Source organism: Stenotrophomonas maltophilia (genome assembly GCF_006970445.1).
In the GTDB taxonomy this organism is placed as follows: Bacteria; Pseudomonadota; Gammaproteobacteria; order Xanthomonadales; family Xanthomonadaceae; genus Stenotrophomonas; species Stenotrophomonas maltophilia_AU.
Genome location: NZ_CP033877.1, coordinates 2583866 through 2601111 on the forward strand (window position 1 = coordinate 2583866; position 17246 = coordinate 2601111).

The window sequence follows — 17246 nt, forward strand, 5'->3', positions numbered from 1 at the left end:
CCGGCGGCGGGGATCACCACTGGATGCCGGCACCGACGGCCACACCGGCCTCGCCACGGCTGTTGGTCGAACCGCTGAACTTGTAGATCCAGCGGCCGCCTTCGGAGACACCGGAGATGCCGAGCGCCACGCCCGATTCGCCGTTGTAGCTGCCAGCCGCGATCGAGGCCATGCTGCGGCCCGCCTCGCTGGGCTGCGGCAGCGCTGCGGTGGCCATCGCCGAGGCGATACCGGCCGAGGCACGGTTGTCGGTCTTGCGCAGGTCACGTTCGAAGCCGCCCATGCGCTCGTCGGTGTAGGCCTTGGACCAGTCCAGGGTCTGCGCCATGCCCGACTTCAGCTGGTCCACGTTGACCGCATCGGTACCGGCGGTGCCCGCAGCAACGTTGCGCACCGTGGTCGGGCCGCTGCTGGTGCTGCCAAGGGTGACACTGTTGTAGTTGGTGGCACCGTTGACCGTTGTGTCGTAGCGGATGGTGCCCTGCTGAGAGGCCTGCAGCTGGCGCACGTTGACCGCATCGGTAGCCTGCGAGCCGTCGGCCACGTTGACCACCTGGCGTTCGGCACCGCTGGCGCCCACCGAAACCGTGTTGGCCCGGTTCGCCACCGAACCCGCACCCAGCGCCACCGAGTTGTCGGCCTGCGCCTGCGAACCATTGCCCAGCGCGGTCGAGTTGGCACCGGCTGCGGTGGAGCCTGCACCGCCGGCGGCCGAGTTGGCACCGCTGGCGGACGGATCGGCCAGGTTGTTGGTGTTGTTGGCACGGAAGCTGCCGGCCACGTTGGTGATGTTCTGGATCTTCTGGTCCGTGTAGGACTTGGACTGGTCAATGGCGTAGTTCACGCCATTCTTCAGCTGGCCGACATTGGTCGCATCGTGGTCGTCCGAGCCATCGGCAACATGGGTGATCTTGCGCTCGCTGCCGCTGCTGCCGATCGACACCTCGCCAGCGGAGTTGCTGGCACCGGTCTGGCCGTAGGCGCCGGTATAGCCGCTCTGCGCGCCGACACTGGCCACCGAACCGGCACCCAGCGCCACGCTGTTGCCGGCACTGCTGCTGGCGCCGTTACCGACCGCCACGCTGTTGGCACCGGCTGCACTGGCCTGCGGACCGACCGCAACCGCTTCCGCACCGGCCGCGGTGGCTGCGGCTGCCGTCGAGTTCACCGCCAGGTAGGCACTGCCACCGCCACCGTTGGTGATGCGCTGGTTGAGGACCTTCAGCGAGCCATCGACGGCAGTGAAGGCGGCGGTGACGTTGTTGTAATCGCCGCTGGTGAAGGTGCCATCGGTGGCGATGCTGGAGATGCTGAACTTCGGCGCGGTCCACACATTGGTGGTGCCGTTGTAGGCGGTGGTGCCACCGAAGTAGTTGGCGATGGTGCTGTTCGTGCTGAACAGCTGGTCGCCAGTGATCGCATCACTGCTGCCGGCCAGGATGCTGCCGGCAGCGACGTTGGTCACCTTCACTGCACCCGTGCCGGTCCCCTTGAGCGTCACGCTGTTGACCACATTGCCAGCGCCATCGACGTCGTACTTCACGGCCAGCTTGTCGATCTCGCCGGTCTGGTCGGCAACGTTGGCCAGCGAGTTGCTGACCGCATCGAACGCGGTGCCGACATCGTTGTAGCTGCCCTTGGTCACGGTGCCGTTGGCGGCGACGTTGTTGATCGAGTAGGTCGGCGCGGTCAGCACGCCACTGGCGTTGACTGCTGCGCCACCGCCCAGATGGGTGGCCACTGCCTGGTTGGCGGCGAACAGCTGGGCACCATTGATGGCCTCGCTGCTGGTGGCACTGACCTGGCCCGGGCCGAGGTTGCGCAGCGTGGTGGCGGTGCCGGCCTGGCCCAGCGTGGCGCTGGCGTAGTTGACGCTGCCATCGGCGTTGAGGTCATAGCGCAGCGCCCCCTGCTCCGACGCCTGGAGCTGGCCCACGTTGACCGCATCGGTCGCCGCGGTACCGGCCGCCATGTTGGTGACCTGGCGCTCGGCACCGGCGGCGCCGATCGACACCGAGTTGGCACGATCGGCCAGGCTGCCCGCACCCACCGCGATGCTGTTGGCCGCCGTCGCCCGCGCATTGGTGCCGACCGCGATCGAATCGGTGCCACTGGCCACCGCTTCAGTGCCAGTCGAGTTCACCCGCAGGTATTTGGTACCTCCGTTGCGGATATCGGTGATCTGCGAGTTGAGGTTGACCAGCGAGCCATCCACCGCCGCGAAGGCATCGGTGGCATTGGTGTACAGGCCCTTGGCGATGGCGCCACCGGTGGAGATCGTGCTGATCTCGAACAGCGGTGCAGTGAAGATGCCGCTGGCAGGATCGAAGGCCGCACGACCACCGAAGAAGCCGGCGATCGCGCTGTTGGTGGCCGCCAGCTGGCCGCCGTTGACCGCTTCCAGGCTGCCGGCGGTGACCGCACCGGCGGCGAGGTTGCCGATGGTGGTGGTGCCGGTGCCTGCGCCGAGCGTGACCCGGCGATAGTTAGGATTGCCGCCGGCGTCCAGATCGTAGGTCACCGCAGCATCCGCCACGCCGTTGATCAGGCTGATCGCGCCCTTCAACTGCGCCACGTTGACCGCGTCGGTGTTGACGCTGCCGGCGGCCACATTGGTGATCTGGCGCTCGCCGCCTCCGGCGGTGCCCACCGACACTTCACCCGCCGAGACCTGCGGTGCGGTGAGGCCATAGGCACTGTAGCTGGCCTGCGCGCCGCGCAGCGCGGCCGAGCGGTAGCCCAGCGCAACCGAGTTGGCCTGGTTGGAGGTGGATTCGGCACCCAGCAGGGTCTGCCCGTTGGCGGTACCGACGGCACTGTCACCGACGACGACCGAGTGGCCCATGCGCGCGGCATAGTCGGCCGTCGGCACGCCGGTGGGGTTGCTGGGATCGTTCACACCATCGCCGGGGAAGGCGACATTGGCATCGACCTTCGGCAGCTCGTGGCGTGCGTTGGCACCGATCACCACTTCCTTCGACCCGTTGGCGAAGGCGCCATCGCCCATCAGCACCTGGTAGTCCTGGGCCGCGTTGACGGCCCAGCAGGAAATGTCGGCCAGCGCGATGTCCAGGCACTTGGCCGCCCAGGCCGGAGAATCCTTCGGCAGCAGCAGGCCCAGCAAGCCCCCCGGATTGCCGTTGTTGATGTTGTAGATATAGCTGTCGGAGGTGACGCCACCGATCAGGGTCAGGTGCGAGCTGCCACCCGTAGCCGCGCCGCCCAGACCGTTGAGCGTGCTGCCAACTGGCGACAGGTTGACCACCGGCAGGCCCAGCACATTGACCGTCGAATAGGTCTGCATCACGTTGGCGTTGCTGAGCTTGAGATTGCCGTTGCTCAGGTAGCCGTTGCCGCCGAACAGGCTGGTGGTGGTCGGCCCGATCAGCTGGCCGACATTGCCGACCAGGCCACCGGTACCGATGATCAGGCCCGCATTGGGATCGGCCGCCGCCGGCGCCTTCGGGCTGGTCGGCGGAATCGCCGAGGGTTTGGTCAGGCCGAGACCGCCCAGCGTGCCTCCCACCAGGCCGCCCACTGCGCTGCCCAGGTTGCCGATGGTGCCATTGAGATTGCCGTTGAGCAGGTTGCCCACCGCGCTGCCGACACTGCCCAGCGTGCTGCCCAGCACGCCACCCAGGCCGCTGGCGGGGCTGCCGGTGGTGCCGTTGAGAATGCCGCCGACTGCTCCGCCGACCGTGCCGACGGTATTGTTGAGCGTGCCGCCCACCGCGCTGCCGACCTGGCCAACCGTGCCGTTGAGTGCACCACCCACTGCACTGCCAACCTGGCCGACCGTGCCGTTCAGCGCACCACCGACCGCGCCGCCGACAGTGCCGACAGTTCCGTTCAGAGCACCACCCACCGCACTGCCGACGGTACCGACGGTGCCGTTCAGTGCGCCACCGACTGCGCTTACCGTGTTGTTGAGCGTACCGCCCACTGCGCCGCCGACGGTACCGACGGTACCGTTCAGTGCGCCACCGACCGCGCCGACCGTGTTGTTGAGCGTGCCGCCCACTGCGCTGCCTACCTGGCCAACGGTGCCGTTCAGAGCTCCGCCCACCGCACCGCCGACGGTACCGACGGTACCGTTCAGTGCGCCACCGACCGCGCCGACCGCGTTGTTGAGCGTGCCGCCCACCGCGCTGCCTACCTGACCAACCGTTCCGTTGAGCGCGCCGCCCACTGCACTGCCAACAGTGCCGACAGTACCGTTCAGAGCACCGCCAACTGCACCACCAACTGCGCCGACCGTGTTGTTGAGCGTGCCGCCCACTGCGCCGCCTACCTGGCCAACGGTGCCGTTCAGAGCTCCGCCCACCGCACCGCCGACGGTGCCGACGGTACCGTTCAGTGCGCCACCGACCGCGCCGACCGCGTTGTTGAGCGTGCCGCCCACTGCGCTGCCTACCTGACCAACCGTTCCGTTGAGCGCGCCGCCCACTGCGCCGCCAACGGTGCCGACCGTGCCGTTCAGAGCACCGCCAACTGCACTACCAACAGTGCCGACAGTACCGTTCAGAGCACCGCCAACTGCACCACCGACTGCGCCGACCGTGTTGTTGAGCGTGCCACCCACTGCGCTGCCAACCTGACCAACCGTTCCGTTGAGTGCGCCACCCACTGCACTACCAACGGTGCCGACCGTGCCGTTCAGCGCGCCGCCCACCGTGCTACCGACCGCACCTGCGGCACCGTGAAGCGTCCCACCGACAGCGCCCACCGCTCCGCCCACCAGGTTGCCAACGCCCAGCGCGCTGTGCTGCGCGGCCACGGTCGTCTGTCCGGCCAGCTTCAGGTTGCGATCGGCGACTACTTCCTGGCCGTCCGGCGCCTGCACGCGCACCTTGCCGGCGACGCCGGCATCGAACGCGGCACTGATGGCACGATCATGGGTTTCACCCGGCAGTTCTTCCTTGGCCGGCAGCGTGACCGCCGCCGTCGCCCTGGCCTGGCCCTGCCCTTCGATGTGATGGCCGGCGACCGCCAGATGCGTGTCGGCCTTGCCGTCGACGGTGGCTTTCAGCCCAGGCAGTGATCCGGCGGATGCACCGCTGAGGCCGGCGGCGGCCTGGGCACCCGTATCGATCGAAGCGACCTGGCGGCCAGCGATGCCGACCTTCGCCTTGGCGCGCGCATCGGCAGCGACGCCCAACGGTGCCTGCGCGCCGGGCGCAACGTGCGCAGCCAGCGATGCATCCACCTGTGCCGCCCTGCCCGCGGCGTTGCCCAGGCCAACATTGGCGCGGACATCAGCCGCCAGCGCCGGCACGGCCACCTGCTTCGGCGCGGTGTTCGCTGCCAGCTTCACCTGCACGGTGGCCGGCAATACGTCACGCACCACCGGCAGCGACGTGGTGTTCAACTGCAGGCCCAGGCGAGCGTCCGCACTGATTGCGGGGCTGCTCTGCGCCTGTCGCGCAGCGGCGGCCAGGGCCACTTCCGCGTCGACCTTGACCGGCATCGGCTGCGCATACTTCGCCGCAAGCGCTTGCAGGTCACGCAGCGATTGATTGGTTTCCGATGCCCCTGCGTGGCCGCTGGCCAGCGCACACAGCAGTGCCAGGGCCAGCGCGGTCGGCATCAGCAGGAAGGCGCGCGGATCGCGTGCGGCGCTGCCGCCGCTATCGCCGGTGGCCAGTTCCGAGGCCACAACCAGAGCATTGAGCTGGCGGTTCCATACACGCCGGTAGATGCGGTTCATGAGCATTTCCCCCGTAGGCGAACAACTGGAATGTCAGTGGACTTGCCGTTAGGCAGGTGACTGACATTTCAGCGGTTGCAACGGCGGCGGTGCACTTCAATCCGGCACGGAAATCGCGCATTCCGGCAAATCCACGGTCGGAATCGGCAGCCGGTTATGCAGAAGCGGCAACACGATCGGCAAGCGGATACGCAATTCCGGCATGAACGCCGCGAAAACCCTTACCGGACTTGGCTCAGGCCGGTTGGCCGATCTGCGCGGGCGCGCGCATCAGGGTGTCGCGCGGCAGTTCGCCGAATACCTTGCGGTAATTGTCGGCGAAGCGCGAGAGATCCCACAGGCCGCAACTCAGGGCGATGGCTTTCACTGAGCGGCGGCTGGAATCGGCCATCGACAGGCTGCGGCAGGCCGCGCACAGGCGCAGCATGGAGAGATAGCGGTTCGGCGAGGTTCCAAACAGGTCCTCGAACGCATAGCGCAGGCCGCGCTCGCTGACGCCTGCGGCATCACAGATCTCGTTCATGTAGATATTGCGGCGCAGGTTGAGCCGCATGAAGTTCTCTGCACGCTGCGCGATCAGATAATGCGTGCGCCGCGCACGGCTGCAGCCCGGGCGATCCGCCGCACCGGCGCCCAGAAGAGCCTGCACATGCTCATGCAGCAGGCTTTCGGTTTCTTCCGGCTGCAGGCCTGCACCCTGCCCCAGCTGCAGGTGCAGCTGCTGGTAGTGGCGTGCCAGCGGCGTGGCTTCGCTGGCCAGGTTGAACAATGACAGTGCCTGGCCAGCAGGTGGCGTGCTGCGCAGGCTCAGTTCGGTCAGCTTGCGCTGCACGCGGGCCACCGGCACCAGCATCAGGGTCATGTGCGTGCCCGGGCTCAGGGTGAACTCACTGATGCCCTCCGGCATGATCGTCAGCGCCATTCCGGGCGTGAGCGGCACGCCATGGCACCAGCTCAGCGTTTCATCGGTGGCGTGCAGATACCCCAGCATCGCCCAGTCCGGCGGCAGCATGAAGCGGCCACGGCAATGGAAACCGCAACTGATGCTGCAGAACAGGGCTTCCTCGTGCACGCGCGAAGCGAACGCCGCACGTGGCCCATTGCCATCAAGCAGCAGCAGTTCGACATCACAGACACGAAGCACGCCGCTCAGCGTGGCCAGGTCTATCGACCGGAGGCCGCTGTCGTCGCTGTCTTCTACCCCACCATCGACCATGACAGTGTTGTCCCCCGTTGATCCGCCATGCGATGCGGCCCCCACTGCCTGACAGGGCGCGCATCGATCCATTAACCACTTCCGATGCCGTGCCGGCCGCACCGGCTTCGATGCGACCGACCAGGGAAATGCAATAGCTTGAATGCGAGTATGCCCAATAATCCGCAAAGGTAAACCCGCGGACTTAAATGATAAAAATAGATACACAGGTGAAGAAAATGTCGGAGCGAGTGGCACGGTTTTCGCATGCACCCGGAAAGCGAATCACATTATCTACACGACAATGAATCGTTTTGCCTTCGAACGGATTTTCGTCACAGAAGCAATCTGAAATTTTCAGGTTTTCGGGGTTTCTGCCGAATTTGCATATAGGTTCCAGTTGCAGCCAACCGCCATTCAGGCAAAGTCGATATCACGGTGATCCGGCCATCTGATCTGGCCGCACCCAGGGGGACAGCATGACCACGCACGCATCATTGGATGCCTCGACCACCGGCCCCAAGCCGTGCGGTCGCGACCGTGCGGCCAATGTCCCGGCTGGAAACGATCACCCTGCTTGAGCACAGCGGGTCCATCCCGCCGTGCCTCCTCCGCCAGGACGCGCGGAGGCCCACGGACGATCCCGGCGGAGCCGGGCCACCGCCCAACGCAGGTGTACTGCATCCGCAGACAGGTAGAGGGAGACATTGGTCATGAACGCATCGATCCGCAAATTCCTGAAGGAAGAAGACGGTGTCACCGCGCTCGAGTACGGGCTGCTGGCTGCCGTCATCGCCGGCATCCTGATCGCGGTCGGCAACGACCAGATCAAGGGGTTCTTCGAAACGCTGTTCAAGAACCTCTCCGCACTGGCCACCAAGGCGTCGGGCTCGACGACCTAAGCGGCGACCGCGCGCGGCCGGCAGGGCCGCGACGGCGGGGCGCATGGAACCAGGCGAAGACCGTCCAGTGACGGACGATGGAGTGTGCGATGACACTGCTGGGACTGTTGGCCATCGGCGTGTGCCTGCGGATCGCGATCAGTGATCTGTATGCCCGCCGGGTGCCCAACACCTGGCTCGTCGCCGCATGCGTGATCGCCACTGCGGTGATCGTCGTCGGCCAGTTCAGCGCGCCGCGCCAGCCGTGGCTGCCCCACGTTGCCGGCGCGGCGCTCGGCCTGTTGGCGCTGCTGCCGTTCTATGCCCTGCGCTGGATGGGCGCCGGCGACGTGAAGTTCTTCGCTGTACTGGGGCTGATGCTGGGCTGGCAGGCGCTGCTGCCGGTCTGGCTGGTGGCCAGCCTCGCGGCCGGGTTGCACGCCGTGCTGGTGCTGGCTGGCCGGCGCCTTGGCGTGCTGCTGCCCGGCCACCTGCAGATGCAGGTCAATCGCACCAGCACGCAGTGGCAGGCACACCCGGCACTGCGCGATATGCAGGCGGCCCGCCAGGGACGACGTGGCATTCCCTATGCAGCCTACCTGGCACTCGCCGCCATCGGTTGGGTGCTGGCCCGCATCTACGGAGGTGCACCATGAACACCCGCAGCCCACGCCTGCAACGCGGTGTCGCCAGCATCGAGTTCGCCCTGATGCTGATGCTCGGCCTGTTACCGCTGCTGCTGTTCACCTTCTCGGGGGTGATGATCATGGCGGCACAGCAGACCCTGGCCACCGCCTCGGCCGAGGGCGCGCGTGCCTCGCTGCGCTACGGCACCGCCGGCGAACGGCGCACGGCCGCCTGCGTCGCCGCACGCACATCGATGCAGTGGCTGCTGCAGTTCTCCAAGCAGAACGTGGACTGCAGCGCAGGGGGCAGCAGCGCCATCGTGGTGTCGGCACAGGCGCCCTGCGCCGGCCTGGCCACGGCCCAGTGCATGACCGTGACAGTCAGCTACGACTACGCCAGCTATCCCTTCCTGCCCGGCACCGCCACGCTCTACAAGTGGGTGATGCAGGCTCCCATCCGCAGCGTCGCGGTCGCCCAGCTCGATCTCGGCAGCGGCAATTGATGATCGGTACTTTGGAGACGGTTCCATGCTCAAGTTGACCCGCATCGCTGCCGTCGCCCTGATCGGCCTGGCCGTGCTGCTGGCGCTGATCGCCTTCATGATCGGGCGCAAACCGGCCGCACCGGTCACGGTCGCACCAATCGCCCATAGCGAGGCGCAGGCGATCACCGTGGTGGAGGCCGTGGCACGGCTGCCCGCCGGCGAACCGATCAGCGCCAACGGCCTGCGCCTGGCCCAGCGCACCTCACCCGTTGCCGGTGCCGCCACCAGCATCGCCGCCGTGGTCGGCAAGGTGCCGGTACAGGACATTGCCGAAGGCAGCCCGATCAACAGCAGCGCGCTGGCACAGGGCTTCTCGCTGCAGCTGCGGCCGGGCGAGCGCGCACTGGCCGTGCCCGTGGACGAACTGGTCGGTGCCGGCAACCGCATCCTTCCCGGTGATTTCGTCGACGTCTTCCTCAACCTGCGCAACGCCCAGCCCAACATCAACAGCCCTGGCGAAGCCGCGCAGACGCGCCTGCTGCTGTCGCGCCTGCGCGTCCTGAGCTATGGCCAGCAGGACATCGTGCCGGTGGCCACAGAGGCGACTTCCAACAGCGAGGCCGACACCCGCAACGACCCGCGCGCAGCCGACATCACCGGAAGTGGCAGCACGCACAGCAGCAATGAAGCCCCGCAACCCGCACGCAGCGCGGTGCTGGCGGTACCCGTGGCCGACGCCAACCGGCTGCTGCTGGGTGCACAGCAGGGCAAGCTGTTCCTGGCCCTGCGCAATCCCGCCGATACCGGCCTGCCCGACCTGGCGCTGTTCCCGCAATCGCGCGGTGTGATCGACCCGCTGCGCGGGCTCGACGCAGAGCAGCAGGTGGCCCTGCAGCGGCCGGAGAACCACGCCTTTGCCGGCATCGACGGGGACGCGCTGGCCGGACGCGGCAGTGCCCCGCCACGCAGCAACCCGGATGCACCGGCGCGCGCGCCGGCGCCACGTCGCAGCGCCCCGCGCGCGTCGGGAATCGAGATCATCCGTGGCGACAGTTCCGCCCCCCGTGGCTCCCTTTGACCTGCATCGAGTGCATCCATGACCGAACGTCGCCGCCGTCCACGCATCTCCCCCCGCCAGCGCTGGCTGGCCCTGCTGCTGGTGCTGCTGGCACCGGCAACGAGCGTGGCCGCCGACGACCTGGTGCTGCAGGCCCGTGAGCAGCGTCCCTGGAACCTGCCTGCCGACCTGGAGCGGGTGGCCATTGCCGACCCTGGCGTGGCCGACATCGTGATGCTGCGCGGCCAGCGCCAGGCGCTGCTGGTCGGCAAGATGCCCGGCACCACCACCCTGCTGCTGTGGCACCGCAAACAGGCTGAGCCGCAGCGGTTGACGGTAAGGGTGCAGAGCGCCGTACAGGGTGCCGCCAGTACCGGTGGCAACGATCTGGTGTTCACCCAGCAGGACCAGCAGGGCCTGTTGCAGGGAAGCACCGACAGTGTGCTCTCGCACATGCAGGAGCAACGCACCGCCGCGATGGCGCTGGGCAAGGACGGCATGCTTGCCGACACCTCCACCATCAGCAGTGGTGGCGTGGTCCAGGTCGAGGTCAAGGTGGTCGAATTCAACAAGACCGCGATGAAGCAGATTGGCATCAACTTCCAGAACCGCAACGGCGGCTTCGCCTATGGCTTCGCACGGCCCGGTACCGGGTTGCCGGGCAACACCGGCGTACTGCCAGGCATGAAGGAAGGCAACGTCAGCAACGAAGCGGTATCACCGATTTCCTCGGCATTCCGCCTGGTGTTCGGATCGACCAAGGGGCTGTGGAACGCCGACGTCGAACTGCTGCAGAGCAATGGCATGGCCCGCGTACTGGCCGAGCCGACACTGGTGGCACTGTCCGGGCAAAGCGCCAGCTTCCTGGCCGGTGGCGAACTGCCGATCCTGGAACCGCAGGGGCTCGGTACCACCACCATCACCTACAAGCCCTTCGGCATCGGCCTGACGGTGACCCCGACCGTGCTGGCGGCGAACCGGATCGCACTGAAGGTCGCGCCCGAAGCGAGCGACCTGGACTACAGCAATTCCATCATGCTCAACAACGTGCAGATCCCCTCGATCACCACCCGCCGCGCCGACACCACGGTCGAGCTGGGCGATGGTGAGAGCTTCGTCATCGGTGGCCTGGTCAGCTCCAACATCGTCTCCAACGTCAGCAAGATTCCGCTACTGGGCGACCTGCCGATCATCGGTTCGTTCTTCCGCAACTTCGACTACAAGCGCCAGGACAAGGAACTGGTGATCATCGTCACCCCGCGCCTGGTGCAGCCGCTGGCACGCAACGCCGAACTGCCGCTGCCTGGCGAGCGCGAAGCCAAGCCGCATCTTCCCGAGTGGGGTTCCTGGTTGCTGGGTCCGGTCAGCCAGGACCCGGTGCCCGGGTTCTCGCGCTGAATCCATGATGCCTGCGATACCACGCCCATGCCCTACGCCACTGCCCAGCCGCTGCATCCGCAAGGACCCCCGATGAACCTGGTCCTGTATGGAATGGATCGCGAACTGCTGCCCCGGCTGGCTGCCAAGCTGCCGCCGAGCACCACGCTGCATTGGCAGGACAGCAACGCTCCTACCTCCGCGCAGGACCTGCAACGCGGCCCGCAGAGCCTGGTGCTGCTCGACTTCCGGCCCGAGCATGCGGCCGCGTCGAGCGTCCTGGCACAGCAGCTGCAGCAGACCCAGCCGGACCTGCCCCTGGTCGCGGTCGGCGCCACCAGCGCCGGCCAGGTTGAGGGCGTGGTGATCGCGCTGCGCGCTGGCCTGCGCGATGTGCTGGACCTGGACAGCGACAACACCGGCATCGAGGCCGCCCTGCGGCGTGCGCTGTCACCACGCCCGGCCGCCGTGGCCCAGCACGCGCACAAGGCGCGTCTGGTTGTGCTGCTGGGCGTACGCGCCGGCGTCGGCACCAGCACGCTGGCCGCGCATCTTTCGGTGCTTGCGCAGCAGACGCGCGCACTGGCCCAGGGCGACGCGCTGCAGCAGGACGGCCTGCTGATGGAACTGGCGCAGCCGTCCGGTGACCTCGCCCTGTACCTCAATCTCGACAGCCGCTTCCACTACGAAGACGCACTGCGCAACGCCAGCCGCATCGATGCCACCCTCGCCCGCACGGCCATGGCCCGCCATGACTCCGGGCTGGTGCTGCTGGATCGCGCCGGCGGCAGTGACGCCGTTCCGCCGTCCGACCCGGGTGCGCTGCTGCAGCGCCTGCGCGGTGTGTTTGCCAGCGTACTGTGCGATGCCGGCGGCTGCCCGCTGCGGCAACTTCCGCCCCTGTTGCTGGACCAGGCCGACGAGATCTGGCTGGTCACCGACGCTTCGATCGCCACGCTGGTCTCGCTGGACCAGGCCCTGAAGCACCTGGCCGGCCAGCGCGAGCGCGAGAAGCGCCTGCAGCTGGTGATCAACCGCCACGACGACAGCAGCGGCATGAGCCCGGAACAGATCGCGCGCCGCTTCGAAGTACCGCTGCTGGCGACGCTGCCCGAACGACCGCGCGTGCGCCTGGCCGCCAGCCAGGGCCACCTTCTGCTGCAGGATGCGCCGCGCGACCCCTATCTGCGTGCCCTCGCCCCGCTCGTGTCACGCCTGGATCCGGCCGCCTGCCCGGTCCAGCCGCATGGCCTGCGGGAAAGACTCTCCCTTGCCCTGGGTGGATCGCAATGGAAGACAAGGTAACCCCGTTCCCGCATGCCGTGGCCCGCCCGGTGCTGCCCGAAAGCACCCCGGGCCACCTGCCGTTCGCGCAGACCGAGCAGTACCAGAAAGTGCTGTCGGCTGCGCATGAGCATCTGCTCAACAGCATCGAGGACGAGCGCATCGACATCGATTCCTGGGCACCGGACACCATCGCCCGCTGGGTGCAGGTGCAGACCGTGGGCTTCATCCAGGAGTGGCGCATCCCGATCAACGAAGAAGAGATGCAGGTGGTCGCCGAGGGCCTGGTCAAGGAGTTGACCGGTTTCGGCCCGCTGGACGACCTCCTGCATGACCCTTCCATCGAAGACATCCTGATCAACGGCTTCAAGGACGTGCACGTTTCGCAGGGCGGCCAGCTCAAGCGCGCCACCCAGCGCTTCACCGATGACACCCACCTGCTGCGCATCCTGCGCCGCATCCTCGCGCCGCTCGGCCGCCGGCTGGATGATTCCAATCCGATGGTCGACGCGCGCCTGCCCAACGGTGGCCGCCTCAACGCGATCATCTCGCCGCTGGCGGTGGACGGACCGATGGTGTCCATCCGCAAGTTCCGCAAGGATCCGTTCACCCCCGACGAACTGCTCGCCAAGGGCACCTTCGACGCGCCGATGCAGGCGCTGTTGAAGGCGATGGTGCTGGGGCGCTGCAACATCCTGGTCTCCGGCGGCACCAGCTCGGGCAAGACCTCGCTGTTGAATGCCCTGGCCAGCTACGTGCCGGCCAACGAGCGTGTCATCACCGTGGAGGACACCGCCGAGCTTTCGCTGAACCATCCGCACGTGGTGCGCCTGGAAAGCAGGATCGGCGGCGCCGAGGGCCAGGGTGCGGTCAGCATCCGCGACCTGGTGCGCAACAGCCTGCGCATGCGCCCGGACCGTATCGTGGTCGGCGAAGTACGTGGCGCCGAAGTGCTGGAAATGCTGCAGGCGATGAACACCGGCCACGACGGATCGATGGCCACCATCCACGCCAACACGCCGCGCGACTGCCTGTACCGCATCGAGATGCTGGCCGGCTTTGCTGGCTTCCAGGGCAGCGAGGACAGCCTGCGCCGGCAGATCGCCAGCGCCATTGATTTCATCGTGCAGATCTCACGACTGGGCAGCGGGCGCCGGGTGCTGGTCTCGATCACCGAAATCACCGGGGTCAGCGACAACCTGATCACGACGCAGGAGATGTTCCGCCACGAGGTACAGATCGATGGCACCGGCCGCGAGACCGACCGCTGGATCGGCCTGGGCTTCCATCCGCATTCGCACAAGCTGGAGCCGTTCCGCCAGCAGCTGCGCGAATCCCTCTACGGAGACTTCTGAGCATGGGCACCGGCCTGCTGCTGGGCGTGTTGAGCATCATCTCGGTGCTGCTGGCGCTGGCCGTCTGGCTGTGGGGCACCGCCAGCAGCCGTGAGCAGCGCCAGGCCTCGCTGCAGCATGCCGAGCAGCAGCTGGCCCGTGGCAGCGCGGCCGGTGCGGTACCGGCCGGGCCTGCCGTTGCGGCGGCCAATGATTCGGCCCGCCCTGCCAGCAGTGCGAACCGCGTACTGCCCTGGGACGACGTGTTGCAGCGTGCCGGCCTGCAGCCCGGCTGGAAGCTGCCGCTGATGCTGCTGGTGCCGGGACTGGTGCTTGCGGTCGTGGCGGCGATGCGGCTGGGCACGGCCTGGATGTTTCCGCTGACCCTGCTGCTGTACCTGCTGGGCTGCTGGCTGTGGGTGATGCGCCGGATCACGAAACTGCGTGCGCAACTGCTGCACCAGATGCCGGACTTCCTCGACAACCTGGTCCGCCTCACCGCGCTGGGCAACAGCCTGCAGGCCGCGTTCCAGGTGTCTTCGATGCAGACCAGCGCACCACTGCGTGGCCTGCTCGACACCACGGTGCGCTATGCGCGCAGCGGCATGGACCTGGATCGTGCATTGAGCCTGGCCGCGCAGCCGTACCGGATGGACGTGCTGAAAGTGCTGGCGGTGGTGATCGGGGTGAGCGTGCGTATCGGCGGCCGCGCCGACCAGATCCTGCAACGCATGGGCGACTTCATGCGCGACCTGGAGCAGGCCCAGCAGGAGCTGGCGGCCACCACCTCGGAAACCCGCATGTCGGCCTGGGTACTGGGCCTGCTGCCACCAGCCAGTGCGGTGCTGATGGCGATCTCCAGCCCAGCGTTCTTCCAGCCGGTGCTGCACGACCCGCTCGGCCACAGGATCCTGCTGATCGCTCTGGGCCTTGAACTGCTCGGGGCGTTCCTGCTGTACCGCCTGGCCAAATCGCTATGACAGGCCGCCGCCACCCCGGAGGTGCACGATGAGCGCCAGCGCCTGGTTCGCCCTCTCGCTGCTGGTACTGGCTGCGGGCGTCGCCCTGCTCGGCATTGCCGGCTGGGTGCGCAGCCATCGCGAGCACCGCACCTCGGCTACGCTGAAAACCGCCCTGCAGCCACGCGAGGAAACCCGCGACACCGAGGCCACGCGCCGCGACTCGCTGGGCTGGCTCGAGCGCTTCGGGCGCTCGCTCAGTGGCGGCCGCCTGGAGGCCGCGCTGCTGGCCAACGAGGACAAGCTGCTGCTGGACCTGGCCGGCTGGAACACGCGCCGTGGCACCGCCATCTATCTCGGCCTGCGCCTGTTGCTTGCCCTGCTGGTGCTGGCCCTGGCGCTGGCGTTCAGCAGCGCGCATGGGCTGGCCAAGGTGATGGTGGTGATCGGTGCGCTGGCGGCCGGGCTGCTGCTGCCCAAGTTCGTGCTGTCGTCGTGGGTCAAGCGCCGCCGCCGCGCGGTCGACAACGAGCTGCCCTTGCTGATCGACCTGCTGCGGCTGCTGCAGGGCGTGGGCTTCAGCATGGACCAGAGCCTGCAGACACTGGGCGACAAGCTGCGCGATGCATTGCCGGTACTGGGCGGCGAGCTGCAGGAAGCCAATGTGGCCTACACCCACGGCCGCACCCGTGCGCAGTCATTGCGGCGGTTGAGCGAGGTCTACGCCGATGACGACCTGACCAGCCTGATGCAGCTGATCCTGCAGGTACATGCGCACGGCGGCGCCGTGCAGGAACCGCTGCGCCAGTTCAGCATCCGCCTGCGCGAACAGCGCCGCAACACCTTGAAGGAAAAGGTCGGCAAGCTCTCGGTGAAGATGACCGTGGTGATGATGCTGACCCTGTTGCCGGCCCTGATGCTGGTGCTTGCCGGTCCAGCGCTCGTCGCGCTGGCCACCACCATGTCCAAGATGGGATCTCCCTGATGCCTGCCCTGCGCCCCCCCTGCCTGCTGCTTGCCGTCGCCCTCGCCGCCCTGGCCAGTGGCTGTGCCTCGACCACGCCAAAGTACGTGCAGGCGCCCAGCCTTGCACCGCCGGAACCCGATCCGCAGGACAGCCGCAACGCCTACCTGGAGCTGATCGAACGCATGCAGCAGCAGGGTGCGTGGTATGCCTCGCTGGCCCATGTGGAGGCGTTCCGCCAGCGCTATGGCGATCGTCCCGCCTTGCGCCTGCTGCAGGCCGACGCACTGCGCGAGACCGGCCAGACCGATGCGGCGGTCGCGTTGTACCGCGAGCTGTCCAGCGGGCCGCAGGCCGCCGCAGCCGCCCATGGCCTCGGCCTGATCGCCGCACGCCGCGACGACGATGCCGGCAGCGAACAGGCCCTGGCGCGCGCGACGCAGTTGCAGCCCTTGAACACCGATTACTTGGGCGACCTGGGCTATGCACGGCTGCGCGCGGGCCAGTTCGACCAGGCCCGCGAACCGCTGGCCAAGGCCCTGGAGCTTTCACCCGGCAACGCCAAGGCCACGGCCAATCTCGCACTCTGGGCAGTGCTGCGCGGCGACCAGGCCACCGCAGAGCGCCTGGCGGCCCAGGCCAACCTCAACGACGAAACGCGCCGCAGCATCCAGCAGCAGGCCCAGCAGATCCGCACGCGCCTGCAACAGCGGCAGGCCGCTGCCACGCCTGCCTTCAACGCATCCGCACCTGCGCACACGGCCAGCGTCGAAGGCGGCGCTCGTGCATCGGGCAGCGCACGGCTGGCGGCCGAACCACGCCGCGATCCGCGTGACGAGCGCGATCCGCAGCGCCTGCCACCGTCGATGCTGGAACGCTTCAGCACCACCGAACACCCGACCGGAAGCACACCATGACTGCGATGCGCCTGACCCGACGCCTGTTGCCCGTGCTGTCCTGCCTGCTTGTTGCCGGTGCGGTGCAGGCACAGCAACAGCCATTGACCGGACAGATGCTCGGTGGCCCCTCGCCGTCGGCACCGGCCACGGCGCCGATGCAGGCCGAGCCGCTTCCCACCGTGGAGTTGGCCGCACCGGCCGCACCCGCCGCGGGGATTGCGGCGCAACCGGCAACCGTCGCAACCGACGTTGCGCCGCCCGCAGCACCGCGCGCGCGCCTGCAGAGCGGCGAGGCCACCCGCAACCTGTTCCGCATGCAGGCGTCCGGGCAGCAGGCCGGCCAGCGCCTGCCGATCCTGGGCGACCAGGCCACGCTGAGCTATGCGCGTTACCTGAAGAGCTTTGAACACGAGATCCCGGACTTCTTTGAGACCGATGTTGCCCGGTCCAAGGACGCCTCTTCCTCCGGACGCTGAGG

13 protein-coding genes are annotated in these 17246 nt (G+C 67.7%); 11 read left to right on the plus strand and 2 right to left on the minus strand.

Translation table 11 applies throughout. The features are described from left to right. Window positions 1–13: 13 nt before the first annotated feature. Window positions 14–5707, minus strand: coding sequence for an ESPR-type extended signal peptide-containing protein (locus EGM71_RS11910; RefSeq protein ID WP_188485097.1), 5694 nt, complete (start codon window positions 5705–5707; stop codon window positions 14–16). A gap of 235 nt (window positions 5708–5942) precedes the next feature. Next, window positions 5943–6923 (minus strand): AraC family transcriptional regulator, encoded by a 981-nt coding sequence (locus tag EGM71_RS11915; protein WP_188485098.1) that lies wholly within the window; start codon window positions 6921–6923, stop codon window positions 5943–5945. Window positions 6924–7615: 692 nt separating this feature from the next. Here EGM71_RS11915 and EGM71_RS11920 point away from each other — a divergent pair. The 11 genes from EGM71_RS11920 (at window position 7616) to EGM71_RS11970 (ending at window position 17244) form a co-directional block, all read left to right on the plus strand. Continuing rightward, window positions 7616–7804 (plus strand): Flp family type IVb pilin, encoded by a 189-nt coding sequence (locus EGM71_RS11920; protein ID WP_014037517.1) that lies wholly within the window; start codon window positions 7616–7618, stop codon window positions 7802–7804. 89 nt (window positions 7805–7893) lie between these two features. After that, the gene (locus EGM71_RS11925) at window positions 7894–8439 is read left to right on the plus strand and encodes an A24 family peptidase (RefSeq protein ID WP_188485099.1); all 546 of its coding nucleotides are present in this window, start codon (window positions 7894–7896) and stop codon (window positions 8437–8439) included. Continuing rightward, window positions 8436–8912 (plus strand): TadE/TadG family type IV pilus assembly protein, encoded by a 477-nt coding sequence (locus EGM71_RS11930; protein WP_188485100.1) that lies wholly within the window; start codon window positions 8436–8438, stop codon window positions 8910–8912. The genes EGM71_RS11925 and EGM71_RS11930 overlap by 4 nt, the downstream gene beginning before the upstream one ends. A gap of 25 nt (window positions 8913–8937) precedes the next feature. Beyond that, entirely contained in the window at window positions 8938–9972 is a 1035-nt protein-coding gene (cpaB, locus tag EGM71_RS11935) for a Flp pilus assembly protein CpaB (RefSeq protein WP_188485101.1), read from the plus strand. Window positions 9973–9990: 18 nt separating this feature from the next. Then, window positions 9991–11349, plus strand: a complete 1359-nt coding sequence (locus EGM71_RS11940) for a type II and III secretion system protein family protein (protein ID WP_188485102.1) — start codon at window positions 9991–9993, stop codon at window positions 11347–11349. A 27-nt stretch (window positions 11350–11376) separates the two neighbouring features. Further along, window positions 11377–12633 (plus strand): AAA family ATPase, encoded by a 1257-nt coding sequence (locus EGM71_RS11945; protein WP_188485103.1) that lies wholly within the window; start codon window positions 11377–11379, stop codon window positions 12631–12633. Beyond that, window positions 12618–13967, plus strand: coding sequence for a CpaF family protein (locus tag EGM71_RS11950; protein WP_100440769.1), 1350 nt, complete (start codon window positions 12618–12620; stop codon window positions 13965–13967). The genes EGM71_RS11945 and EGM71_RS11950 overlap by 16 nt, the downstream gene beginning before the upstream one ends. A gap of 2 nt (window positions 13968–13969) precedes the next feature. Further along, entirely contained in the window at window positions 13970–14926 is a 957-nt protein-coding gene (locus EGM71_RS11955) for a type II secretion system F family protein (protein ID WP_188485104.1), read from the plus strand. A 28-nt stretch (window positions 14927–14954) separates the two neighbouring features. Next, on the plus strand, window positions 14955–15890 hold the full coding sequence (locus EGM71_RS11960) for a type II secretion system F family protein (protein ID WP_188485105.1): 936 nt from the start codon (window positions 14955–14957) through the stop codon (window positions 15888–15890). Continuing rightward, window positions 15890–16786, plus strand: coding sequence for a Flp pilus assembly protein TadD (locus EGM71_RS11965; protein ID WP_188485106.1), 897 nt, complete (start codon window positions 15890–15892; stop codon window positions 16784–16786). The genes EGM71_RS11960 and EGM71_RS11965 overlap by 1 nt, the downstream gene beginning before the upstream one ends. Then, window positions 16783–17244: a DUF3613 domain-containing protein gene (locus EGM71_RS11970; protein ID WP_188485107.1), complete on the plus strand. Its 462-nt coding sequence runs from the start codon at window positions 16783–16785 to the stop codon at window positions 17242–17244. Before EGM71_RS11965 ends, EGM71_RS11970 begins: the two co-directional genes overlap by 4 nt. Window positions 17245–17246: the final 2 nt, after the last annotated feature.